15 protein-coding genes are annotated in these 16,543 nt (G+C 67.3%); 11 read left to right on the top strand and 4 right to left on the bottom strand.

The window, feature by feature from the left end; all coding sequences use genetic code 11:
- Positions 1 to 254 precede the first annotated feature (254 nt).
- From sucC to ACOEQ2_RS10515, 10 genes are all read left to right on the top strand, one after another.
- Positions 255 to 1,454, top strand: a complete 1,200-nt coding sequence (gene sucC / locus ACOEQ2_RS10560; RefSeq protein WP_419727941.1) for an ADP-forming succinate--CoA ligase subunit beta — start codon at positions 255 to 257, stop codon at positions 1,452 to 1,454.
- Complete coding sequence (gene sucD / locus ACOEQ2_RS10555; RefSeq protein WP_419727940.1) at positions 1,454 to 2,329, top strand: succinate--CoA ligase subunit alpha; 876 nt, start codon at positions 1,454 to 1,456, stop codon at positions 2,327 to 2,329. The genes sucC and sucD overlap by 1 nt, the downstream gene beginning before the upstream one ends.
- A gap of 285 nt (positions 2,330 to 2,614) precedes the next feature.
- Complete coding sequence (locus ACOEQ2_RS10550) at positions 2,615 to 3,829, top strand: glycosyltransferase (protein ID WP_419727939.1); 1,215 nt, start codon at positions 2,615 to 2,617, stop codon at positions 3,827 to 3,829.
- On the top strand, positions 3,826 to 4,962 hold the full coding sequence (locus tag ACOEQ2_RS10545; protein ID WP_419727938.1) for a glycosyltransferase: 1,137 nt from the start codon (positions 3,826 to 3,828) through the stop codon (positions 4,960 to 4,962). Before ACOEQ2_RS10550 ends, ACOEQ2_RS10545 begins: the two co-directional genes overlap by 4 nt.
- 7 nt (positions 4,963 to 4,969) lie before the next feature.
- Positions 4,970 to 5,935, top strand: a complete 966-nt coding sequence (locus tag ACOEQ2_RS10540; RefSeq protein WP_419727937.1) for a galactosyltransferase-related protein — start codon at positions 4,970 to 4,972, stop codon at positions 5,933 to 5,935.
- Positions 5,932 to 7,008 carry a glycosyltransferase gene (locus ACOEQ2_RS10535; protein WP_419727936.1) on the top strand — a complete coding sequence of 359 codons (1,077 nt, stop codon included), beginning with the start codon at positions 5,932 to 5,934 and terminating at the stop codon, positions 7,006 to 7,008. The genes ACOEQ2_RS10540 and ACOEQ2_RS10535 overlap by 4 nt, the downstream gene beginning before the upstream one ends.
- 207 nt (positions 7,009 to 7,215) lie before the next feature.
- Positions 7,216 to 8,091 carry a hypothetical protein gene (locus ACOEQ2_RS10530; protein WP_419727935.1) on the top strand — a complete coding sequence of 292 codons (876 nt, stop codon included), beginning with the start codon at positions 7,216 to 7,218 and terminating at the stop codon, positions 8,089 to 8,091.
- A 154-nt stretch (positions 8,092 to 8,245) separates the two neighbouring features.
- Positions 8,246 to 9,244 carry a biotin synthase BioB gene (bioB, locus tag ACOEQ2_RS10525; protein ID WP_419727934.1) on the top strand — a complete coding sequence of 333 codons (999 nt, stop codon included), beginning with the start codon at positions 8,246 to 8,248 and terminating at the stop codon, positions 9,242 to 9,244.
- Between the two features lie 47 nt (positions 9,245 to 9,291).
- Positions 9,292 to 10,512: a multidrug effflux MFS transporter gene (locus ACOEQ2_RS10520; RefSeq protein ID WP_419727933.1), complete on the top strand. Its 1,221-nt coding sequence runs from the start codon at positions 9,292 to 9,294 to the stop codon at positions 10,510 to 10,512.
- Positions 10,512 to 11,999, top strand: coding sequence for a mechanosensitive ion channel family protein (locus ACOEQ2_RS10515; RefSeq protein ID WP_419727932.1), 1,488 nt, complete (start codon positions 10,512 to 10,514; stop codon positions 11,997 to 11,999). Before ACOEQ2_RS10520 ends, ACOEQ2_RS10515 begins: the two co-directional genes overlap by 1 nt.
- Before the next feature lie 9 nt (positions 12,000 to 12,008).
- Here the strand turns inward: ACOEQ2_RS10515 and ACOEQ2_RS10510 are convergent, their stop codons facing one another.
- From ACOEQ2_RS10510 to ACOEQ2_RS10495, 4 genes are all read right to left on the bottom strand, one after another.
- A complete protein-coding gene (locus ACOEQ2_RS10510; protein ID WP_419727931.1) occupies positions 12,009 to 12,851 on the bottom strand; it encodes a hypothetical protein in 843 nt (280 codons plus the stop codon).
- Positions 12,848 to 13,762, bottom strand: a complete 915-nt coding sequence (gene cysK, locus ACOEQ2_RS10505) for a cysteine synthase A (protein WP_419727930.1) — start codon at positions 13,760 to 13,762, stop codon at positions 12,848 to 12,850. The genes ACOEQ2_RS10510 and cysK overlap by 4 nt, the downstream gene beginning before the upstream one ends.
- Before the next feature lie 49 nt (positions 13,763 to 13,811).
- Positions 13,812 to 14,969 (bottom strand): Gfo/Idh/MocA family protein, encoded by a 1,158-nt coding sequence (locus tag ACOEQ2_RS10500; protein ID WP_419727929.1) that lies wholly within the window; start codon positions 14,967 to 14,969, stop codon positions 13,812 to 13,814.
- Positions 14,970 to 15,057: 88 nt separating this feature from the next.
- Entirely contained in the window at positions 15,058 to 15,378 is a 321-nt protein-coding gene (locus tag ACOEQ2_RS10495; protein ID WP_419727928.1) for a hypothetical protein, read from the bottom strand.
- 133 nt (positions 15,379 to 15,511) lie between these two features.
- On the opposite strand from ACOEQ2_RS10495, the gene mgrA reads away from it, so the two are divergent.
- Positions 15,512 to 16,540 carry an L-glyceraldehyde 3-phosphate reductase gene (gene mgrA, locus ACOEQ2_RS10490; RefSeq protein ID WP_419727927.1) on the top strand — a complete coding sequence of 343 codons (1,029 nt, stop codon included), beginning with the start codon at positions 15,512 to 15,514 and terminating at the stop codon, positions 16,538 to 16,540.
- Positions 16,541 to 16,543: the final 3 nt, after the last annotated feature.

Below are 16,543 nucleotides of genomic sequence, written 5' to 3'. Positions count from 1 at the left end.
CTTCCGGCTGCCTTGTCCGACAGTCCGGCGGCGCCGTTAAGGCCTCAAGTCTGTCACATTGCCATGGGTTGCCGCAAAACCGGCCCCGCGATCCCTCGCCCCGGGCGTGACTTTATTCTCTGCCGGATGCAAACATCCCCCCGCCCAGGCCCCGCGGAGGCTTTCCCCGGTGGCTCGAGCGTTGTCATCGCGCGGGCGGCTCCGTCGTCCACGACCACCCGAGAAGACGCCTGCCGGAAGGAGCCCTCGCGGCCATGAACATCCACGAATACCAGGCCAAGACTCTGCTCAAGGGGTATGGCCTGCCGGTGCTGGAGGGTCGCGTCGCGCGCTCTCCGGAAGAGGCGCTGACCGCCGCCCGCTCGCTGCCGGGCCCGGTCTACGTCGTGAAGTCGCAGATCCATGCCGGCGGCCGCGGTGCCGGGCGCTTCGCCAACGACCCGAACGGCAAGGGCGGCGTGCGCCTGGTCAAGAGCCCCGCCGACGCCGAGCAGGCCGCGACCGAAATGCTGGGCCACGTGCTGGTCACCAAGCAAACCGGTCCGTCGGGCAAGCAGGTCAACCGGCTCTATGTCGAGGCCGGCTGCGACATCAAGCACGAGCTGTATTTCTCGATGCTGACCGATCGCGAGAGCGGCCGGATCGCGATCATCGCCTCGCGGGAAGGCGGCATGGAGATCGAGGAGATCGCCCACACCAGCCCGGAAAAGATCCTGAACGCCACCATCGACCCGGCGCTCGGCTATTCCGACTACATCGCCCGCGACCTGGCGCATGGCCTCGGCCTCACCGGCAAGACCATCCAGCATTTCGCCAAGGTGGTGCGCTCGACCTACACGGCGTTCGTCGCCCTCGACGCGGCCTCGATCGAGATCAACCCGCTGGTCGTGACCGGTGAGGGCACCCTGGTGGCGCTCGACGCCAAGATGACCTTCGACGACAACGCGCTGTTCCGTCATCCCGAGCTCGAGAACCTGCGCGACGAGAGCGAGGAGGACCCGAAGGAGCTCGAGGCAGCGCGCCACGGCCTCTCCTACATCGCGCTCGAGGGCAATATCGGCTGCATGGTCAACGGCGCCGGCCTGGCGATGGCGACCATGGACATCATCAAGCTGGAGGGCGCCGAGCCCGCCAACTTCCTCGACGTCGGCGGCGGCGCCACCAAGGAGCGGGTGGTCGCGGCGTTCAAGATCCTGCTGTCGGACAAGAACGTCGAGGGCCTGCTGGTCAACATCTTCGGCGGCATCATGCGCTGCGACATCATCGCCACCGCGGTGATCGAGGCGTCGCGCGAGGTGAAGCTGACCGTGCCGCTGGTGGTCCGCTTGGAGGGCACCAACGTCGAACTCGGCCAGAAGCTGATCGACGAGAGCGGACTGCCGATCATCAACGCAAGCGACCTGTCGGACGCCGCACGAAAAATTGTGGCCGCGGTCAAGGGGAGGAAGGGCTGATGTCGGTCCTCGTCGACAGGAACACCAAGGTCATCACCCAGGGCTTCACCGGCAGCCAAGGCACCTTCCACGCCGAGCAGGCGATCGCCTACGGCACCAAGATGGTAGGCGGCGTGACCCCGGGCAAAGGTGGTGCCACCCACCTCAACCTGCCGGTCTTCGACACCGTGCTGGAAGCGCGCGAAGCCACCGGTGCCGCCGCGTCGGTGATCTACGTGCCGCCGCCGTTCGCCGCGGACTCCATCCTGGAGGCGATCGCCGCCGGGATGCCGCTGATCGTGTGCATCACCGAGGGCATCCCGGTGCTCGACATGGTGCGGGTGAAGGCAGCGCTCAAAGGCAGCGGCAGCCTGCTGATCGGGCCGAACTGCCCGGGCATCATCACCCCCGACCAGTGCAAGATCGGCATCATGCCGGGCCACATCCACCGGCCGGGCAAGGTCGGCATCGTGTCCCGCTCGGGTACGCTGACCTATGAGGCGGTGGCGCAGACCACGGCCGTGGGCCTGGGTCAGAGCACCTGCGTCGGCATCGGCGGCGACCCGGTGAAGGGGCTCGACTTCATCGAGGTGCTGGAGATGTTCCTCGCCGACCCGGAGACGGAGTCGATCGTCATGATCGGCGAGATCGGCGGCGCTTCGGAAATCAACGCCGCGCACTTCCTGAAGGACAACCCGGTGAAGAAGCCGACGGTGGGCTTCATCGCCGGTGCCACGGCACCTCCGGGACGTCGCATGGGTCATGCCGGTGCGGTCATCACCGGCGGCAACGACACCGCAGCCGCCAAGATCGAGGCGATGCTGTCCGCCGGCATTCACGTCGCGTCGAGCCCGTCGCTGCTCGGCGAAACGATGATCAAGGCGCTCGGGGGCTGACCGTCCGAACCTGAGAAACGTCCGGGAAGAAGCCCGCCGGCATGCGCCGGCGGGCTTCTCCGCGTCTGGTGCCCGGTCGTTCAGGCGCACGTGTATGCCGGCACGACCCTTGATCCGGAACCGAACAATTTTTAACGTGTTGGGCCTGTGGCTACATTCTCGTAACTAGGAAAAGATTTGTTCATCCTGCATTTGGCGCTCGGGGGGTGCCTGAGGGCGCCTCCGATCAGCTTCGGGATCACAGCTGATACGGGTGGTCATATTGCCTACGTGCTCGAGGCCGCCATGTCACAGGCGGCGATAGCGGCGGTCGACAGGATCTCCATCGTCACCCGGCTCTTCGACGATGACCAGCTCGGTTGCGTGCACGGGCTTCCTTGTGAGCCTTTCGGCGCCAAGATCACAATAGATCGTATCGCCACCGCCGATCGTCACTACCTCGAAAAGGAAGGCCTGGCAGCCGACCTGCCTGCGTTCATCGACGCCTTCTGCAAACACCTGGAGACGCTGCCGAAGCAAGCGGACATCATCCACGCCCATTTTTCCGATGCCGCCGCCGTGGCGCTGATCGCACGCAGGCGTTTCGGCATTCCCGTAATCTATACGCCGCATGCGCTCGGCATCGACAAGCGTGCCCACCGGCCCGGCAGCGATGCTCTGGACGGACGCATCGCAGCTGAACACCAGGCGATCGCGATGGCCGATGCGATCGTCGTGTCCACCCGTGACGAAGCCGACCGCCAGCTTCGTGCCTACGGTGTCGCCGATGCGACGACACGCACCCACTGCGTTGCACCGGGCGTGCCGCATCGTGTGCGATCGGGACCATCCCCATCCCGGCTCGACGGATGGGACGCGCAGCTGCTCGATCCGCACAAGCCGATCGTGCTCGCAATTGCACGTCCGGTGCGGAAAAAGAACCTGGCCGCGCTGGTGCGCGCGTATGCCGGCCACCCTGCATTGGTCGAGCGCGCGAACCTGGTCATCCTCGCCGGTCAGCATGGCAGCCCGCATGCGTCCGCGGAGGAGCGTGAGGTGATCGCCGAACTCGAGCGCCTTCGAACCGATCATGGCCTTCACGGACAGATGGCGCTGCCACCGCGACACGGTCCCGACGATGTCGACGCGCTGTATCGACAGGCGGCGCGCGGCGGTGTGTTCGTGAACCCGGCACTGCATGAACCGTTCGGGCTGACACTGATAGAAGCAGCAGCCGCCGGTGTTCCGGTTGTCGCGACCTGCAACGGTGGTCCTGCGGAAATCGTCGGCCGGATCGGCCACGGCATTCTCGTGGATCCGTCCGATGACGTCGCAATCGGCGCCGCCTGCTTCAAGATCGTATCGGATACGGTGCGACACCGGGCGCTGTCCAACGCCGCCCTGGACAATGCCGGGTTCTACAACTGGCCGGATTATGCCGGGAAAACCGTGGCACTTTACGCGTCGCTGCACCGGTCCCGGGCGCGCTCGATCCCTGCTGACCAGCCTGCGGCGGCATGACGCAACCGTTCGGCTATTTCGTCCATCACCAGGGGCGCGGCCATGCGGAGCGCTGCGCTGCGATCGCGCACGCGCTTCCGTCGGAACGCAGGCTGGTGATCTTTTGCGCCCGCAACGACATCTTCCCGACCCTGCCGACGAATGCCGAGATCGTTGTCGTCCCTTCGCTGTTCGAGGCCACCGGCGGCGAGGCGACGACGATGGATCACGTGCCGACACCGTCGACGCTGCATTGCGCACCGCTCGGATGGCCTTCGATCCGCCGCGCGATGGCAACGATCGTCGCCTGGTTCGAGAGCGCGGATCCCGCCTTGATGATCTGCGACGTGTCGGCGGAAATCGCGCAGTTGGCGCGCATCTGCAGCGTGCCGCACGTGATGGTGCTGCAGCATGGCGACCGCGGCGATGCCGGGCACCAGGCCGCCTATGATGGCGCGGCCGGGCTCCTCGCACCCTTCCACGCAGCGCTCGCACAACCGGAATGGAACGCGGTGTTCCATACCCGTATCTGTTTCGCGGGCGGCCTTGGCGTTGATACGCGCGTGGCCGAATACGAGGCTGCGCGCCAGCGCATCGGCGTCGGCGCGAACGAGGACATGATCCTGGTGATGGCCGGCGGCGGCGGCAACGGGTTCAGCCAGGCGGCACTCGGCGTCGGCGCACGCTCGCGTCCCGGCGCGCGCTGGATCACCATCGGTCCGGTGGAACGGGATTGGCATGCGACCGAGCCCGGCAATATCGAGCATCGCGGCTGGGTGGATGGCGCGGCGGACTATGTCGCGAGTGCGGATCTCGTGGTTTCGTCGGCCGGCAACACCACCTGCCAGCAGGTTCTGGCGGCGTCACGTCCGTGGCTTGTCGTTCCGGAATGGCGCTATTTCGACGAGCAGCATCGCAAGGCGGAGGCCCTGGCCGCGGCAGGCGTGGCCTGCCTCCGGCCGCATCTGCCGTCCTCGGCGCATGCCTGGCAGCGTGCGCTCGACGAGACGCTGGCGGGCCATCGGCCGGATGCGCAACGCGCGCTGATCGATCGCAGGCCGGCCGAAATCGCCGCCGCCTGGCTCGAGCAACTTGCCACCACCCTCTGGCGCAAAACGGCCGAGATCCCACCCGCACTGACCATCGGAGCCTGAAGCCGCCATGAACACCGTATCGGTCGTGACGCTGGCCAAGGGCCGACCGGACCATCTGGCCAACGTGGTTCTCGGCCTGTGCCGGCAGGTGCAGCCGCCGGCCGAACTGATCGTCGCCGTGATGCAGGACCAGCTCTACGTGCTTCCGGAAGCGCCCTTCCCGATCCGGCAGATCGTGACCACCGGTGGCGCCCTGCCGCTGGCGGCCGCTCGCAACGCCGCCGCACGCACGGCCACCAGCGACATGCTGGTATTTCTCGACATGGATTGCATCCCGGCGCCCGACCTGGTCGCCGATTATGCGGCTGGCCTGGCCGAGCTCGACGGGCTGCTGATGGGCGAGGTGATGTATCTGCCGGGCGGCGCCACCAGGGACGGGTGGAACTTCGACGGGTTTGCCGCAGTGGCGGTGCGGCATTCCGATCGGCGCGGCCCGCCGCCGGCGGGGATCGAGCGGTGCAACGATTATCGCTGCTTCTGGTCACTGAACTTCGCGATGCGGCGTGCGACTTTCCTGGCTGCGGGCGGGTTCGACGAGCGCTATTTCGGCTATGGCGGCGAGGATACGGATTTCGGCAAGATGCTCGACGGCAAGGGCATCGCGATCGCGTGGATGAAGGGCGGCCTCGCCTACCACCAGTATCACCGGCACCACATGCCGCCGATCCATCATCTCGAGAGCGTCGTCCGCAACGCGCAGCTGTTCGAGGCCAAGTGGGGCTATCGCACCATGGGGCACTGGCTGCACGCCTTCCGCCTGCTGGGGCTGATCGACGACGTCGAGGGCAGGCCGATCCGGATCCTGCGCGACCCCGACGCCGACGATCTCGCACTGACCGGCCAGCAGAGCCACCAGCCCTACTCCAACACCACCACCGTGATCCGGATCCTCGAGGAACGCGCGAGGCAGCGGGATGCCGGTCGGGAGCCGGGCACGGCGGGTGAGGCCCAGACCGCGCAAGCCGTGGCGTGAGGATCGCGCTGCTGGCGCATGTGCGCCAACCGATCGCCGAGCCGTTCATGGGCGGAATGGAGGCCCATAGCTCGCACCTGGCGAACGGGCTGCAGGCGCGCGGGCATGAGGTGGTGCTGTTCGCGTCCGGCGACAGCGACCCACGGTTCACGCTCGACCCGGTGCTGCAAGAGCATTACGAACGCACGTTTCCCTGGGCGGAACATCGCGGCAGCGCGCCGCTGATCGCGCATGTCGACGCGGGATACGCCGATGCGTGCGATCGCATCGAGGCAGGCGGCTTCGACGTAGTTCACAACAACAGCCTGCACCGGTTTCCGCTCGCGCGCGCGCGCACCGGCGCGATGCCGACCGTGACGTCGCTGCACGTGCCGCCGTTCGATGCGCTGCACTGGTTCGTGAAGGACAGTGCCAGCCCGGTGCATCGGTTGACGGTGACGTCGCAGGGGCAACTGCATGCCTGGTGGCCGGACGGCGCGCCGCCGGAAGCGTCGGTGCTGTATAACGGCATCGACCCGGCGGCCTGGCCGTTCCGCGCCGACGGTGACGGCAGCGCCGTCTGGTGCGGCCGCATCACGCCGAACAAGGGCACGCACCTGGCAGTGCAGGCGGCGCAACACGGCGGGATCCCGCTCACGCTGTTCGGCACGATCGAGGATCCGGTCTATTGGGACACGCACGTTCGGCCGTGGATCAAGGGGAATATCCGCTATGGCGGGCACCTGCACGCGGCGGCGCTGGCGCCCGAGTTGGCGCGGGCCTCGGTGTTCCTGTTCACGCCCTGCTGGGACGAGCCGTTCGGCCTGGTGGCGATCGAGGCGATGGCGTGCGGCCTGCCGATCGCCAGCACGGACATGGGCGCCGCCCGCGAGGTGATCGCGGAGGCGGGCATATTCGCGCCCGCGGATGACGTGGCAGCACTGGCCGAAGCCATCCCTGATGCGCTGGCGATCGACCGCAGCATACCCCGTGCGCGCGTGCTGGAGCTGTTCACCCGCGACATCTGGCTCGATCGCTGTGAACGCTTGTATGCCGAGGTTCTGGCCGGGAATGGGCGCCAGGCGACGGCGTGATGGGACCTGAGTCAGGTGGTGGAATTGCACACTATGTGACGCGAACCCGTCCTCGGTAGGCGACTTTTCGCAGGGTTCGCTAACAGCTGTATTTATTATTCCATCGAGTCAGTACGTTGCGGATCGGCGCGCTGGCATGGCCATTGCTCCTATCGCTCAGCCGGCGGGAAACAGTTCCGCCAGCCTAACGATCAGGAACACGGGCCAATGTTCTACCAGTCGACCGCCGGACAATGGCCGAGGCTCCTTCTTGGCATGGGGCTGACATTGATCGCGGCCCTGAGCGTGCATGTGGTGATGCTGCAGGGTCTGCATGTTCCCTACCCGGACAACAGCATCGTCGGGTGGCCCGCACGATACCTGAACGTGGCGCTCGCCATGTTCGCGACGATCCTGTTCAACAGGTTGGCGGACCCGCGGCTATCCGGATATTCGTGGCTACCGCGTTCGTTGGTGCTTTTCCTGATTTACTCGATGCTGCACGAGGCGCTGGTTCGAGCTGTCGTCATGGATGGGGTCACCACGACGGCGTGGACGTTCTCGTTGCTCAAGAACCTCCCCGCGATCATTACGAACTTCATCACGTGCATCGCGATCGTGCTCGTTTCTCCAAGGCTCGACCGGCTTTGGCAGAAGGCCCTTGGAGCTATGCTCCTCGCGGTGTTGGTCTGGTTCGTTTGCAAGCCGGCCCTCGGCTGGGCCTTCTCGGGCATCCTCGAGAGCTTGTCCTTCCTCGCTCATGAAGACGTCTATTCGGAGCCCTATGGCTGGGAGGTTCTGGTCCCGGCCTACATCACCTTTGCCGAACCCGTCGTCGCGGCTTTCCTGATCGCGGTCCTGGTCTGGGATCGGTTATCGGTGCACCCCTGGATCAGAGGCGCGCAACTCGTTGCCCTGATCATGCTGATGAAGGGCTCGGTCGCTCCGACACTGCTCTACAGCATCTATCTCAAGTCCGATCTGGGCACCGCGATGATGAGCGAGGGCCAGTTCGGCCTGGAGACGCTGACGTTGTCCGTCATGACGGCGTCGTTCTGGCACTTCAGCCGACGCCCGCCGCGGTTGGCTACCCTCCCGTCATAACCTGTCCAGGGTCCGGTCCATGACCGGCGGAGCGAGACCCGGCCTGCACGACGCCCGGATCCTCTGGCATGATCGGGTGCCCTTCCCGTTACAGGGCCGGCTGTGGCACATGGACGGACGGCAAACGAGGCTCTCGGCCCCAAGGAGACGGATCATGCCCGACGGCGCTCTCGACCACCCGATCGCGTTCGAGCCCCGGTCCGACGCCCCCCAAGCCCTCCGCCACGACTGGACCCGCGACCAGGTGCTGGCGTTGATGGCGCAGCCGTTCCCGGACCTCATGTTCCAGGCCCAGAGCACCCACCGCGCCCATTTCGATCCGCGCGACGTGCAGATCTCGACGCTGCTCTCGATCAAGACCGGCGGCTGCCCGGAGGATTGCGCGTACTGCCCGCAGAGCGCCGGCCACGAGAACCCGATCAAGGCGACCCGGCTGATGGCGGTCGAGGCGGTGCTGACCGAGGCTGCCGCGGCCAAGGCGGCGGGGGCCAGCCGGTTCTGCATGGGGGCCGCCTGGCGCTCGCCGAAGGACCACGACCTCGAGACGGTGTGCGCCATGGTCGAGGGAGTGAAGGCGCTGGGCATGGAGAGCTGCGTCACGCTCGGAATGCTGGACCAGGGCCAGGCCGGCCGGCTGCGCGAAGCCGGGCTCGACTACTACAACCACAACCTGGACACCTCGCCCGAGTTCTACGGCACGATCATCACCACCCGCACCTACCAGGAGCGGCTCGACACCCTGGCCCACGTGCGCGACGCCGGCATCAACGTGTGCTGCGGCGGCATCGTCGGAATGGGCGAGAGCGTCGCCGACCAGGCCGGGCTGATCGCCACCCTGGCCTCGCTGCCGAAGCATCCCGAGAGCGTGCCGATCAACATGCTGGTGCGGGTGGCCAACACCCCGCTCGCGGACGCCCACGCGGTAGATCCGATCGACTTCGTGCGGGTGATCGCTGCCGCCCGCATCACCATGCCGGGCAGCCACGTGCGCCTGTCCGCCGGCCGCGAGGGCATGACCGACGAGACCCAGGCGCTGTGTTTCCTGGCCGGCGCCAACTCGATCTTCTACGGCGAGAAGCTGCTCACAACCCCGAACCCGACCGAGAACCGCGACATGCAGCTGATCAGTCGTCTCGGCATGCGGCCAGTCTGAGCACGACCCGGCAACCAGCGTCCCCGAGCGACGCCAGAGGCTCCCCGATGTCCGAGCTGCAGGACGAGGAGGCGGGGCTTGCGCCGCAACTTACGGTCCGCTCGCCGATCCTGATCACGGTTTTGCTGGCGATGCTGACCGCGGTCGGTCCGATCTCGACCGACATGTATCTGCCGGCCTTCCCCGCCATGCGCGCCTCGCTGCACGCCATGCCCGGGCAGACGCAGATGACGCTGGCGGCCTGGTTCCTCGGGCTCTCGTTCGGCCAGATCACCCACGGACCCCTCGCCGACCACTATGGCAGGCGGCCGCCGCTGCTGTTCGGCACCGTACTCTACACCGTCGCCTCGATCGGGTGCGCACTCTCGGCCACGATGAACGACCTGTCCTGGTGGCGGCTCTGGGCGGCGTTCGGGGGGGCCGCCAGCCTGGTGATCCCGCGCGCGGTGATCGCCGACATCGTCAAGGACGGCGCCGAGGCGGCCCGCATGATCGGCCGCATGGTGGTGGTGATGGGGGTGGTGCCGATCCTGGCCCCGACGCTCGGCGGCCTGATCACCGAATACTGGGACTGGCGCGGCATCTTCTGGATCGCCGCCGGCTACGGGGCTGCGTGCTCGGCGCTGATCTACGTGTTCCTGCCCGACACGTTGCGGGCACACCGCCACTCGCGGCTGCGGTTCGGCGACGCGGCGATCCGCTACATCCTGGTCTGGAGCGAGAAATCGTTCCGTGCGCATGCGCTGGAAGGCGGGTTCGGCACCTTCAGCCTGTTCGCGTTCCTGGGCGGCGCGCCACCGGTGTTCCTGCAGACCTACCAGCTCAGCCCGGCCGAGTTCGGCGAGGTCTTCATCCTGAACGCGATCGGCTACATCGTCGGCGTGCAGATCAACGGCCGGCTGACCGGCCGCTTCGGCCCCGACCACATGCTGACCGGCGGCAGCGTCGGCCTGATCGCCGCCACCATGGCGATGCTGTTCATGGCGACCTTCCACCTTGGCGGTGCGGTGGGACTGGCGACCGGCATGATGATCTGCATGGCGGCACTGGGCTTCGTGCTGCCGGGCTCGGCGCTCGGCTCGGTGCTCCGGCATGGCCGCACGGCCGGGGCGGCGTCGGCGCTGTATGGGACGGTGGTGTTCTTCATCGGCGCCATCAGCACCATCCTGGTCGGCTGGATCGGGTCGGAGGATGGCGTGGCAATGACCGGCCTGATGCTGGCAGGCGCCCTCGCCGCCTTCGTCTGCGACCGCTTCCGGCCGCGCTGATGCCCCCCGCTCCGGGCATGGCCATGCTGCATCCATCCACGCCGTTGCTGCTGGCGACCCTGCTGCTGCTGGCCGCGGTTATCCTGCCGCGGCTGCGGTCGCGCTGGCCGCTCTGGGTCCGGGTGGTCGCGCGGATCGCCTACTTCATCGTGCTGACGCTGCTGGTGGACGCGGTCGTCGGCTCGACGCTGCAGCCGCACTACAGCAGCGCGGCCGGCGATCGCTTCTGGGAACAGGTCGTCGAGGCGTGCTGGTGGATCGCCGGCTCGCGCGTGCTGGTCGGGCTGGCCCGGCTGTTCGTGGTGCTGGAGAACCGGCCGCGCGAGACCCGCATCGTGTCGGACCTGGTGGCCGGCGCGATTGCCGTCGCGACCCTGCTCGCGGTGGTGAACTTCGCCTTCGAGGTGCCGATCCGCGGCCTGCTGGCGACGTCGGGTGTGATCGCCATCGTGCTCGGCCTGGCGCTGCAGAGCACGCTGTCGGACGTGTTCTCGGGCATCGCGGTCGGGCTCGAGCGGCCGTACAAGCCGGGCGACCTGCTCTGGGTCGAGGGCGGCATCGAGGGTCACGTGGTCCAGGTCAACTGGCGCTCGACGCAGATCGCCACCGGCGAGAACAACATCGCCGTGGTGCCTAACAGCATCATCGCCAAGGCGCGGCTGGTGAACCGGAGCGCTCCCACCTCGGCCCGCGGCGACACGCTGACGGTCTCGGTCGATGCGGCGGCGATTCCCGACAGGTGCCTGAAGGCGCTGCAGGCCGCGGTACTGACCTGCAGGGTGATCCAGTCCAGGCCGGCGGCCTCGATCAACTGCACCGGGATCAGGGGCGACGGCGTCACCTGGGAGATCGGCTTCACCGTGGAGACGAGCGCGCAGCTGTCGGCGGCGCGGACCGAGCTCTACACCAACATCCTGCGGCATCTGCGCCATGCCGGGATCGCCCTCGCGGTGGCTGGCCTGGCGACGCCGGTGACTGTGCCGGTGCCAACGCTGGCCGAGCTGCTGCAGGACAGCGACCTGTTCGGGGTGGTCGATGCGGCCGAGCGGGAGTCGCTGATTCCGTACTTCCAGGCCGAGTGGCTGCAGGCGGGAGAGACGCTGATCCGCCAGGGCGACAACCCGGAGGCGATGTTCCTGATCGCGGCGGGTGCTGCCGAGATCACCGTCGAGGGCGTGGGCGGTTCGCGCGTGGTGTACCGAATGAGCCCCGGGGAGTGCATCGGCGCGATCGGGCTGATCACCGGCACGCCGTTCGCGGCGACCGCGACGGCGCTGACCCCGCTACATGCCTGGCGGATCGGCAAGGCCGACATCGCGGCGGCGATCAAGGCGCGGCCGGAACTGGCCACCGCGCTGGAGGAGCTTGCCCGCCGGGGACAGAATGCGCTGCGGCGAGACGTGGGCTCCTCCGCGGACCATGCCGAAGTGCGCCCGGAGATGTTCCTGACCAGGCTGCGCAGCTTCCTTCAGCTGCTGAAGAGCTGACCAGGCCGTTCAACCCTCGGGCGGCAATGGGGTGCCCGTGCAGCCGGTTTGGGCAACAACGCCGCGGGCGCTGTGCTCGACGCCGTGCAGGTCGAACATCAGCTGGCGGATGTGGTGGTCGGGCGTGAGCTGCACAGTGGCGGTCGAGGGTGTGGTCGGGCTGAGATAGGGGTAGTGGATCGGCGCCTGCCGAACGGTCCCACCCCGGCTCACCGGAACCGAGGGGCCGATCGCGAGCTCGGCGCGTTTCTCCTCCTTGAAGCCGGGCAGGAACACCGACACGGTGGTCGCACCAGGCGGCAACAACCGCAGCCAGTAGAACGATAGGGCAAGCGGCACGCGCACTTCGGCGAGGTCATGCGTCAAATCGAGGTCTGGCCGGCGATCGGGCGCGCCTTTGGCATAGTCCGCCAGCCAGTCGTCGCCGAAGCGGGCCGGATTCCAATGCTGGACGAAGCCTGGATGGCGACGCTCGAATTCGGGCAGGCGCTTGCCCTGGAGCCGGTAGCCCTGGAGCGTGTCGCCGACCCGCCGATAGACGTCCCACTGCTGCCGGACGATATGGCCATCGAACCGATAGCGGTCGTTGACCGCGATCCAGAGGACCCCCTGCGGGCTCCAGGCGCTGACCTCCTGCATGACGTAGTGCGTGTGCACCAGTGGCAGCGGATTCGCATCGAGCTGCAGCCTGACGTCTATCTGCAGCGCGCCGGCGACGATGGTGGTGTGCGCCCCGATCGCCAGGGTGCCGTCATAGCTGGTGCGGCCAGTGAAGCGGCAGGTCTCGTCGGCAGCTGCTGGCGACGCGGCTGCCAGCAGCGTGGCCGCGAGACGAACGGCTGTGAGCTTCAACCCGGCAGGAAGTCAGCCACCGAGAGGTAGCGCTCACCGGTGTCGTAGTTGAAGCCGAGCACGACAGCGCCCTGCGGCAGCTCCGGAAGCTTCTTGGCGATCGCCGCCAACGTGGCGCCGGAAGAAATCCCCACCAGCAAGCCTTCCTCGGTGGCGGAGCGTCGGGCCATCTGCTTGGCGTCCTCGGCATCGACTTGGATCACGCCGTCCAGCACGTCGGTGTGCAGGTTCTTCGGGATGAAGCCGGCGCCGATGCCCTGGATCGGATGCGGACCAGGCTTGCCACCGGAGATCACCGGTGACAGCGCGGGCTCCACCGCGAAAATCTGCAGCTTCGGGAAATGCGGCTTCAGCACGTCGGCGCAAGCGGTGATGTGGCCGCCGGTGCCGACGCCGGTGATGATCACGTCGATCCCGTCCGGGAAGTCGGCGAGGATCTCCTGGGCCGTGGCGCGGGTGTGGATGTCGATGTTGGCCGGGTTCTGGAACTGCTGCGGGATCCAGCCGCCACGAATCTCCGACGCCAGCACGCCGGCGCGCTCGATCGCGCCCTTCATGCCGAGCTCCTTCGGCGTCAGGTCGAGCTTGGCGCCATAGGCCTGCACCAGGCGGCGGCGCTCGAGCGACATGCTCTCCGGCATCACCACGATCAGCGGATAACCCTTCACCGCCGCCACCATGGCGAGCCCGATCCCGGTATTGCCCGAGGTCGGCTCGATGATGGTGCCGCCCGGCTTCAGCTCGCCGCTGGCCTCGGCCGCCTCGACCATGGCGAAGGCGACGCGGTCCTTGATCGAGCCACCCGGATTGCTGCGCTCCGACTTGATCCAGACCTCGGCGTCGGGAAACAGCCGGTTCACCCGGATATGCGGCGTGTTGCCGATGGTTTCGAGAACGCTGTTGGCTTTCATCGGATGGCTCTCCTCGGGTGGGGTCGTTCCTGCCGGCCGCGGCCGGGTGTCAGTTGGCGGGTGCGGTGTCCTTGTCGCGCGCAGGATTGGAGGCTCCCACGAGCTCCGGCGGCGACTTGGCGGACAGCATCATCTTCTGGGTTTCGGTATCGATCCGCTTGGCGCGGGTGAACGGCTCGAGCTTCTGGCTGGTGCCGGTCTCGAGGGCGCGGATGATGCCCTCCAGCACCCGCACGTCGGCATAACCCTCCTCGCCGTCGGGCTCCGGGTCGCTGCCATTGAGGATGCAATCGGAGAAGTATTTCAGCTCACCGCCGAAATGGTCGGTGTTCTTGAAGCTCTCGTGCGACTTGGCATCGCCCAGTGCGATCGTCTGCTCCAGCTTCACGCCGTACATGTAGCCCGGACTCATCTGGATGCTGCCCTTGGTGCCCAATACTACGAAGCTATCGAGTGCATTAGCATAATAGCTCAGGGTGAATTGGGCAATCCGGCCGCCGGGGAAGCGCAGCGTGACGGCCACGGTGTCGTCGAAGTCGCCGAGGCCGGCCTGCGGATGCCGCGAGCCGATCGCCGACGCGACCTCGGTCGGCTCCTCACCGAACACGTAGCGCGCCGCGTTCACCGGATATGGCCCCATATCGAGCACCGGACCGCCCAGGACGCCGTTGCTGGCGCGGTGGTTGGCAGGCGAGACCATCTGCGAGAACGCCGAGTTGAAGGCGATCAGCTCGCCGAGGTCACCGGCGCGGATCTTGTCGATCAGCGACAGTGTGGCGGGCTCGAAATGCAGCCGGTAGGCGACCATCAGCTTCGCGCCGGTGCCCTGCTGCGCGTCGAGGATCTCCTGCGCCTTGGCGGTGCTGACCTCGAGCGGCTTCTCGACCAGCACGTGGATGCCGGCCTTCAGCGCAGGCACGGCGAACTCGGCGTGGCGCCAGTTCGGGGTAGCGAGATAGATCGCGTCGACGGTACCGGAATGGAGCATCTGCTCGAACTGCTCGTAGCCGTAGAAGGCGGTGACGCCGTACTTCTCGCCGACCAGCCGTGCCTTCTCCAGGTCGCCGCTGACGAACGCCACCACCTCGGAGTTGCCGGTATGGGCGACGCCCGGGAGCATCGCTTCCTGGGTGATGTCGCCGAGGCCGACCATGGCGTAGCGAACCTTGCGTCCGGATTCGAGGCCGAGTGCCGAGAGGATGGTCATGGCGTTGCTCCTAGAGATCGGGCCGTTCAGCCCGTGCTGCCCAGGCAACGCATTGCCGGCGGGTTCGCTCCCCCGGCGCGGATGGGGGTCAGCCCGGCTTGCCGAAGCTTGCGAACACGCGGGAGTCCTTGTTGGACCGCATCAGGGTGGAGAAGCTCGGAATGCTGTCGAAGCCGAGGCCCTGCGGCACGCCATGCTCTGGGTCGGCCACCACGCTGGCGTAGGGCGCGCCGGACACCTTCTCCCACTTGCCGGCCGGCTTCTTGACCTCGAGGTTGACCACCGTCGCCTTGAGCACCATCCGAACGATGGCCTCCTTCGGGTTGTTCGGCTTGGTCAGGCTCGGGCAGCCGGCCATCATCTGCCAGCCATTGGCCAGCGCCCACGCGGTCAGTTCGTCCTGGGTCATGTGACGGTGTCCTCGGTCGGAATCCCGCTTGTGGTAGGCGCGGGCAGCAGCACCCACAAGGCCGGGAGGTCAGCGGCAACCCTTCGGCTGCGGAACGCTTCTATCCCCTGACGCAGAGAAAGCCACGGACCCGATGACGACCTACCAGCCCGCCTCCACCCGTTACGAAGATGCCAGCTTCCGCCGCTGCGGCCAGTCCGGCCTGGTGCTGCCGCCGATCTCGCTCGGGCTGTGGCACAATTTCGGTGGTGCCGACGTGTTCGAGACCGGCCGCGCGGTGATCCGGCGCGCCTTCGACCGTGGCGTGACGCATTTCGACCTGGCAAACAATTACGGGCCTCCGTACGGGTCGGCGGAAGAGAATTTCGGCCACATCCTGGCCAAGGACTTCACCGGCCACCGCGACGAGATGATCATCTCCTCGAAGGCCGGCTGGGACATGTGGCCGGGGCCGTACGGGGTCGGCGGCTCGCGCAAGTACCTGATCGCCTCTCTCGACCAGAGCCTGAAGCGGATGGGGCTCGACTATGTCGACATCTTCTACTCGCACCGCCCGAGCCCCGACGTGCCGCTCGAGGAGACCATGGGCGCGCTGGTGCAGATGGTCCGCCAGGGCAAGGCGCTCTATGTCGGGATCTCCTCGTATGGCCCTGAGCGCACCCGCCAGGCGGCAGAAATCCTGCGCGCCGAGGGCGTGAAGCTGCTGATCCACCAGCCCTCGTATTCGATGCTCAACCGGTGGGTCGAGGACGGGCTGCTGGACACGCTGGACGAGCTTGGCGTCGGCTGCATCGCGTTCTCGCCGCTGGCGCAGGGCTTGCTGACCAACAAGTACCTCGGTGGCGTGCCGACCGATGCACGCGCCGCCAAGGGCAGCTCGTTCAGCACCGAGCTGCTGTCGGAGGACAACCTCCGCCGCGTGCGGGAGCTGAACCAGATGGCGCAGGCGCGCGGCCAGAGCCTGGCGCAGATGGCGATCGCCTGGGTGCTGCGCGACAGCCGGGTGACTTCGGCGCTGATCGGCGCGCGCCACGTGAAGCAGCTCGATGACAGCCTGGACGCGTTGCAGCGTTTGGACTTCACCACCGAGGAGCTCGCCGCGATCGACCGTCACGCCAGCGAAGGCGGCATCGACCTCTGGCGTGGCGTCTCGACCGAGTAGAGC

This window comes from Lichenicola sp., assembly GCF_965198575.1.
In the GTDB taxonomy this organism is placed as follows: Bacteria; Pseudomonadota; Alphaproteobacteria; order Acetobacterales; family Acetobacteraceae; genus Lichenicola.
This window is presented reverse-complemented; position numbering and strand designations above follow the sequence as displayed.

Excerpts from the sequence above, each read along its gene's own strand:
- sucC (WP_419727941.1), top strand. The coding sequence starts at position 255 with ATGAACATCCACGAATACCAGGCCAAGACTCTGCTCAAGGGGTATGGC.
- sucD (WP_419727940.1), top strand. The coding sequence starts at position 1,454 with ATGTCGGTCCTCGTCGACAGGAACACCAAGGTCATCACCCAGGGCTTC.
- ACOEQ2_RS10550 (WP_419727939.1), top strand. The coding sequence starts at position 2,615 with ATGTCACAGGCGGCGATAGCGGCGGTCGACAGGATCTCCATCGTCACC.
- ACOEQ2_RS10545 (WP_419727938.1), top strand. The coding sequence starts at position 3,826 with ATGACGCAACCGTTCGGCTATTTCGTCCATCACCAGGGGCGCGGCCAT.
- ACOEQ2_RS10540 (WP_419727937.1), top strand. The coding sequence starts at position 4,970 with ATGAACACCGTATCGGTCGTGACGCTGGCCAAGGGCCGACCGGACCAT.
- ACOEQ2_RS10530 (WP_419727935.1), top strand. The coding sequence starts at position 7,216 with ATGTTCTACCAGTCGACCGCCGGACAATGGCCGAGGCTCCTTCTTGGC.
- bioB (WP_419727934.1), top strand. The coding sequence starts at position 8,246 with ATGCCCGACGGCGCTCTCGACCACCCGATCGCGTTCGAGCCCCGGTCC.
- ACOEQ2_RS10520 (WP_419727933.1), top strand. The coding sequence starts at position 9,292 with ATGTCCGAGCTGCAGGACGAGGAGGCGGGGCTTGCGCCGCAACTTACG.
- ACOEQ2_RS10515 (WP_419727932.1), top strand. The coding sequence starts at position 10,512 with ATGCCCCCCGCTCCGGGCATGGCCATGCTGCATCCATCCACGCCGTTG.
- cysK (WP_419727930.1), bottom strand. The coding sequence starts at position 13,762 with ATGAAAGCCAACAGCGTTCTCGAAACCATCGGCAACACGCCGCATATC.
- ACOEQ2_RS10500 (WP_419727929.1), bottom strand. The coding sequence starts at position 14,969 with ATGACCATCCTCTCGGCACTCGGCCTCGAATCCGGACGCAAGGTTCGC.
- ACOEQ2_RS10495 (WP_419727928.1), bottom strand. The coding sequence starts at position 15,378 with ATGACCCAGGACGAACTGACCGCGTGGGCGCTGGCCAATGGCTGGCAG.
- mgrA (WP_419727927.1), top strand. The coding sequence starts at position 15,512 with ATGACGACCTACCAGCCCGCCTCCACCCGTTACGAAGATGCCAGCTTC.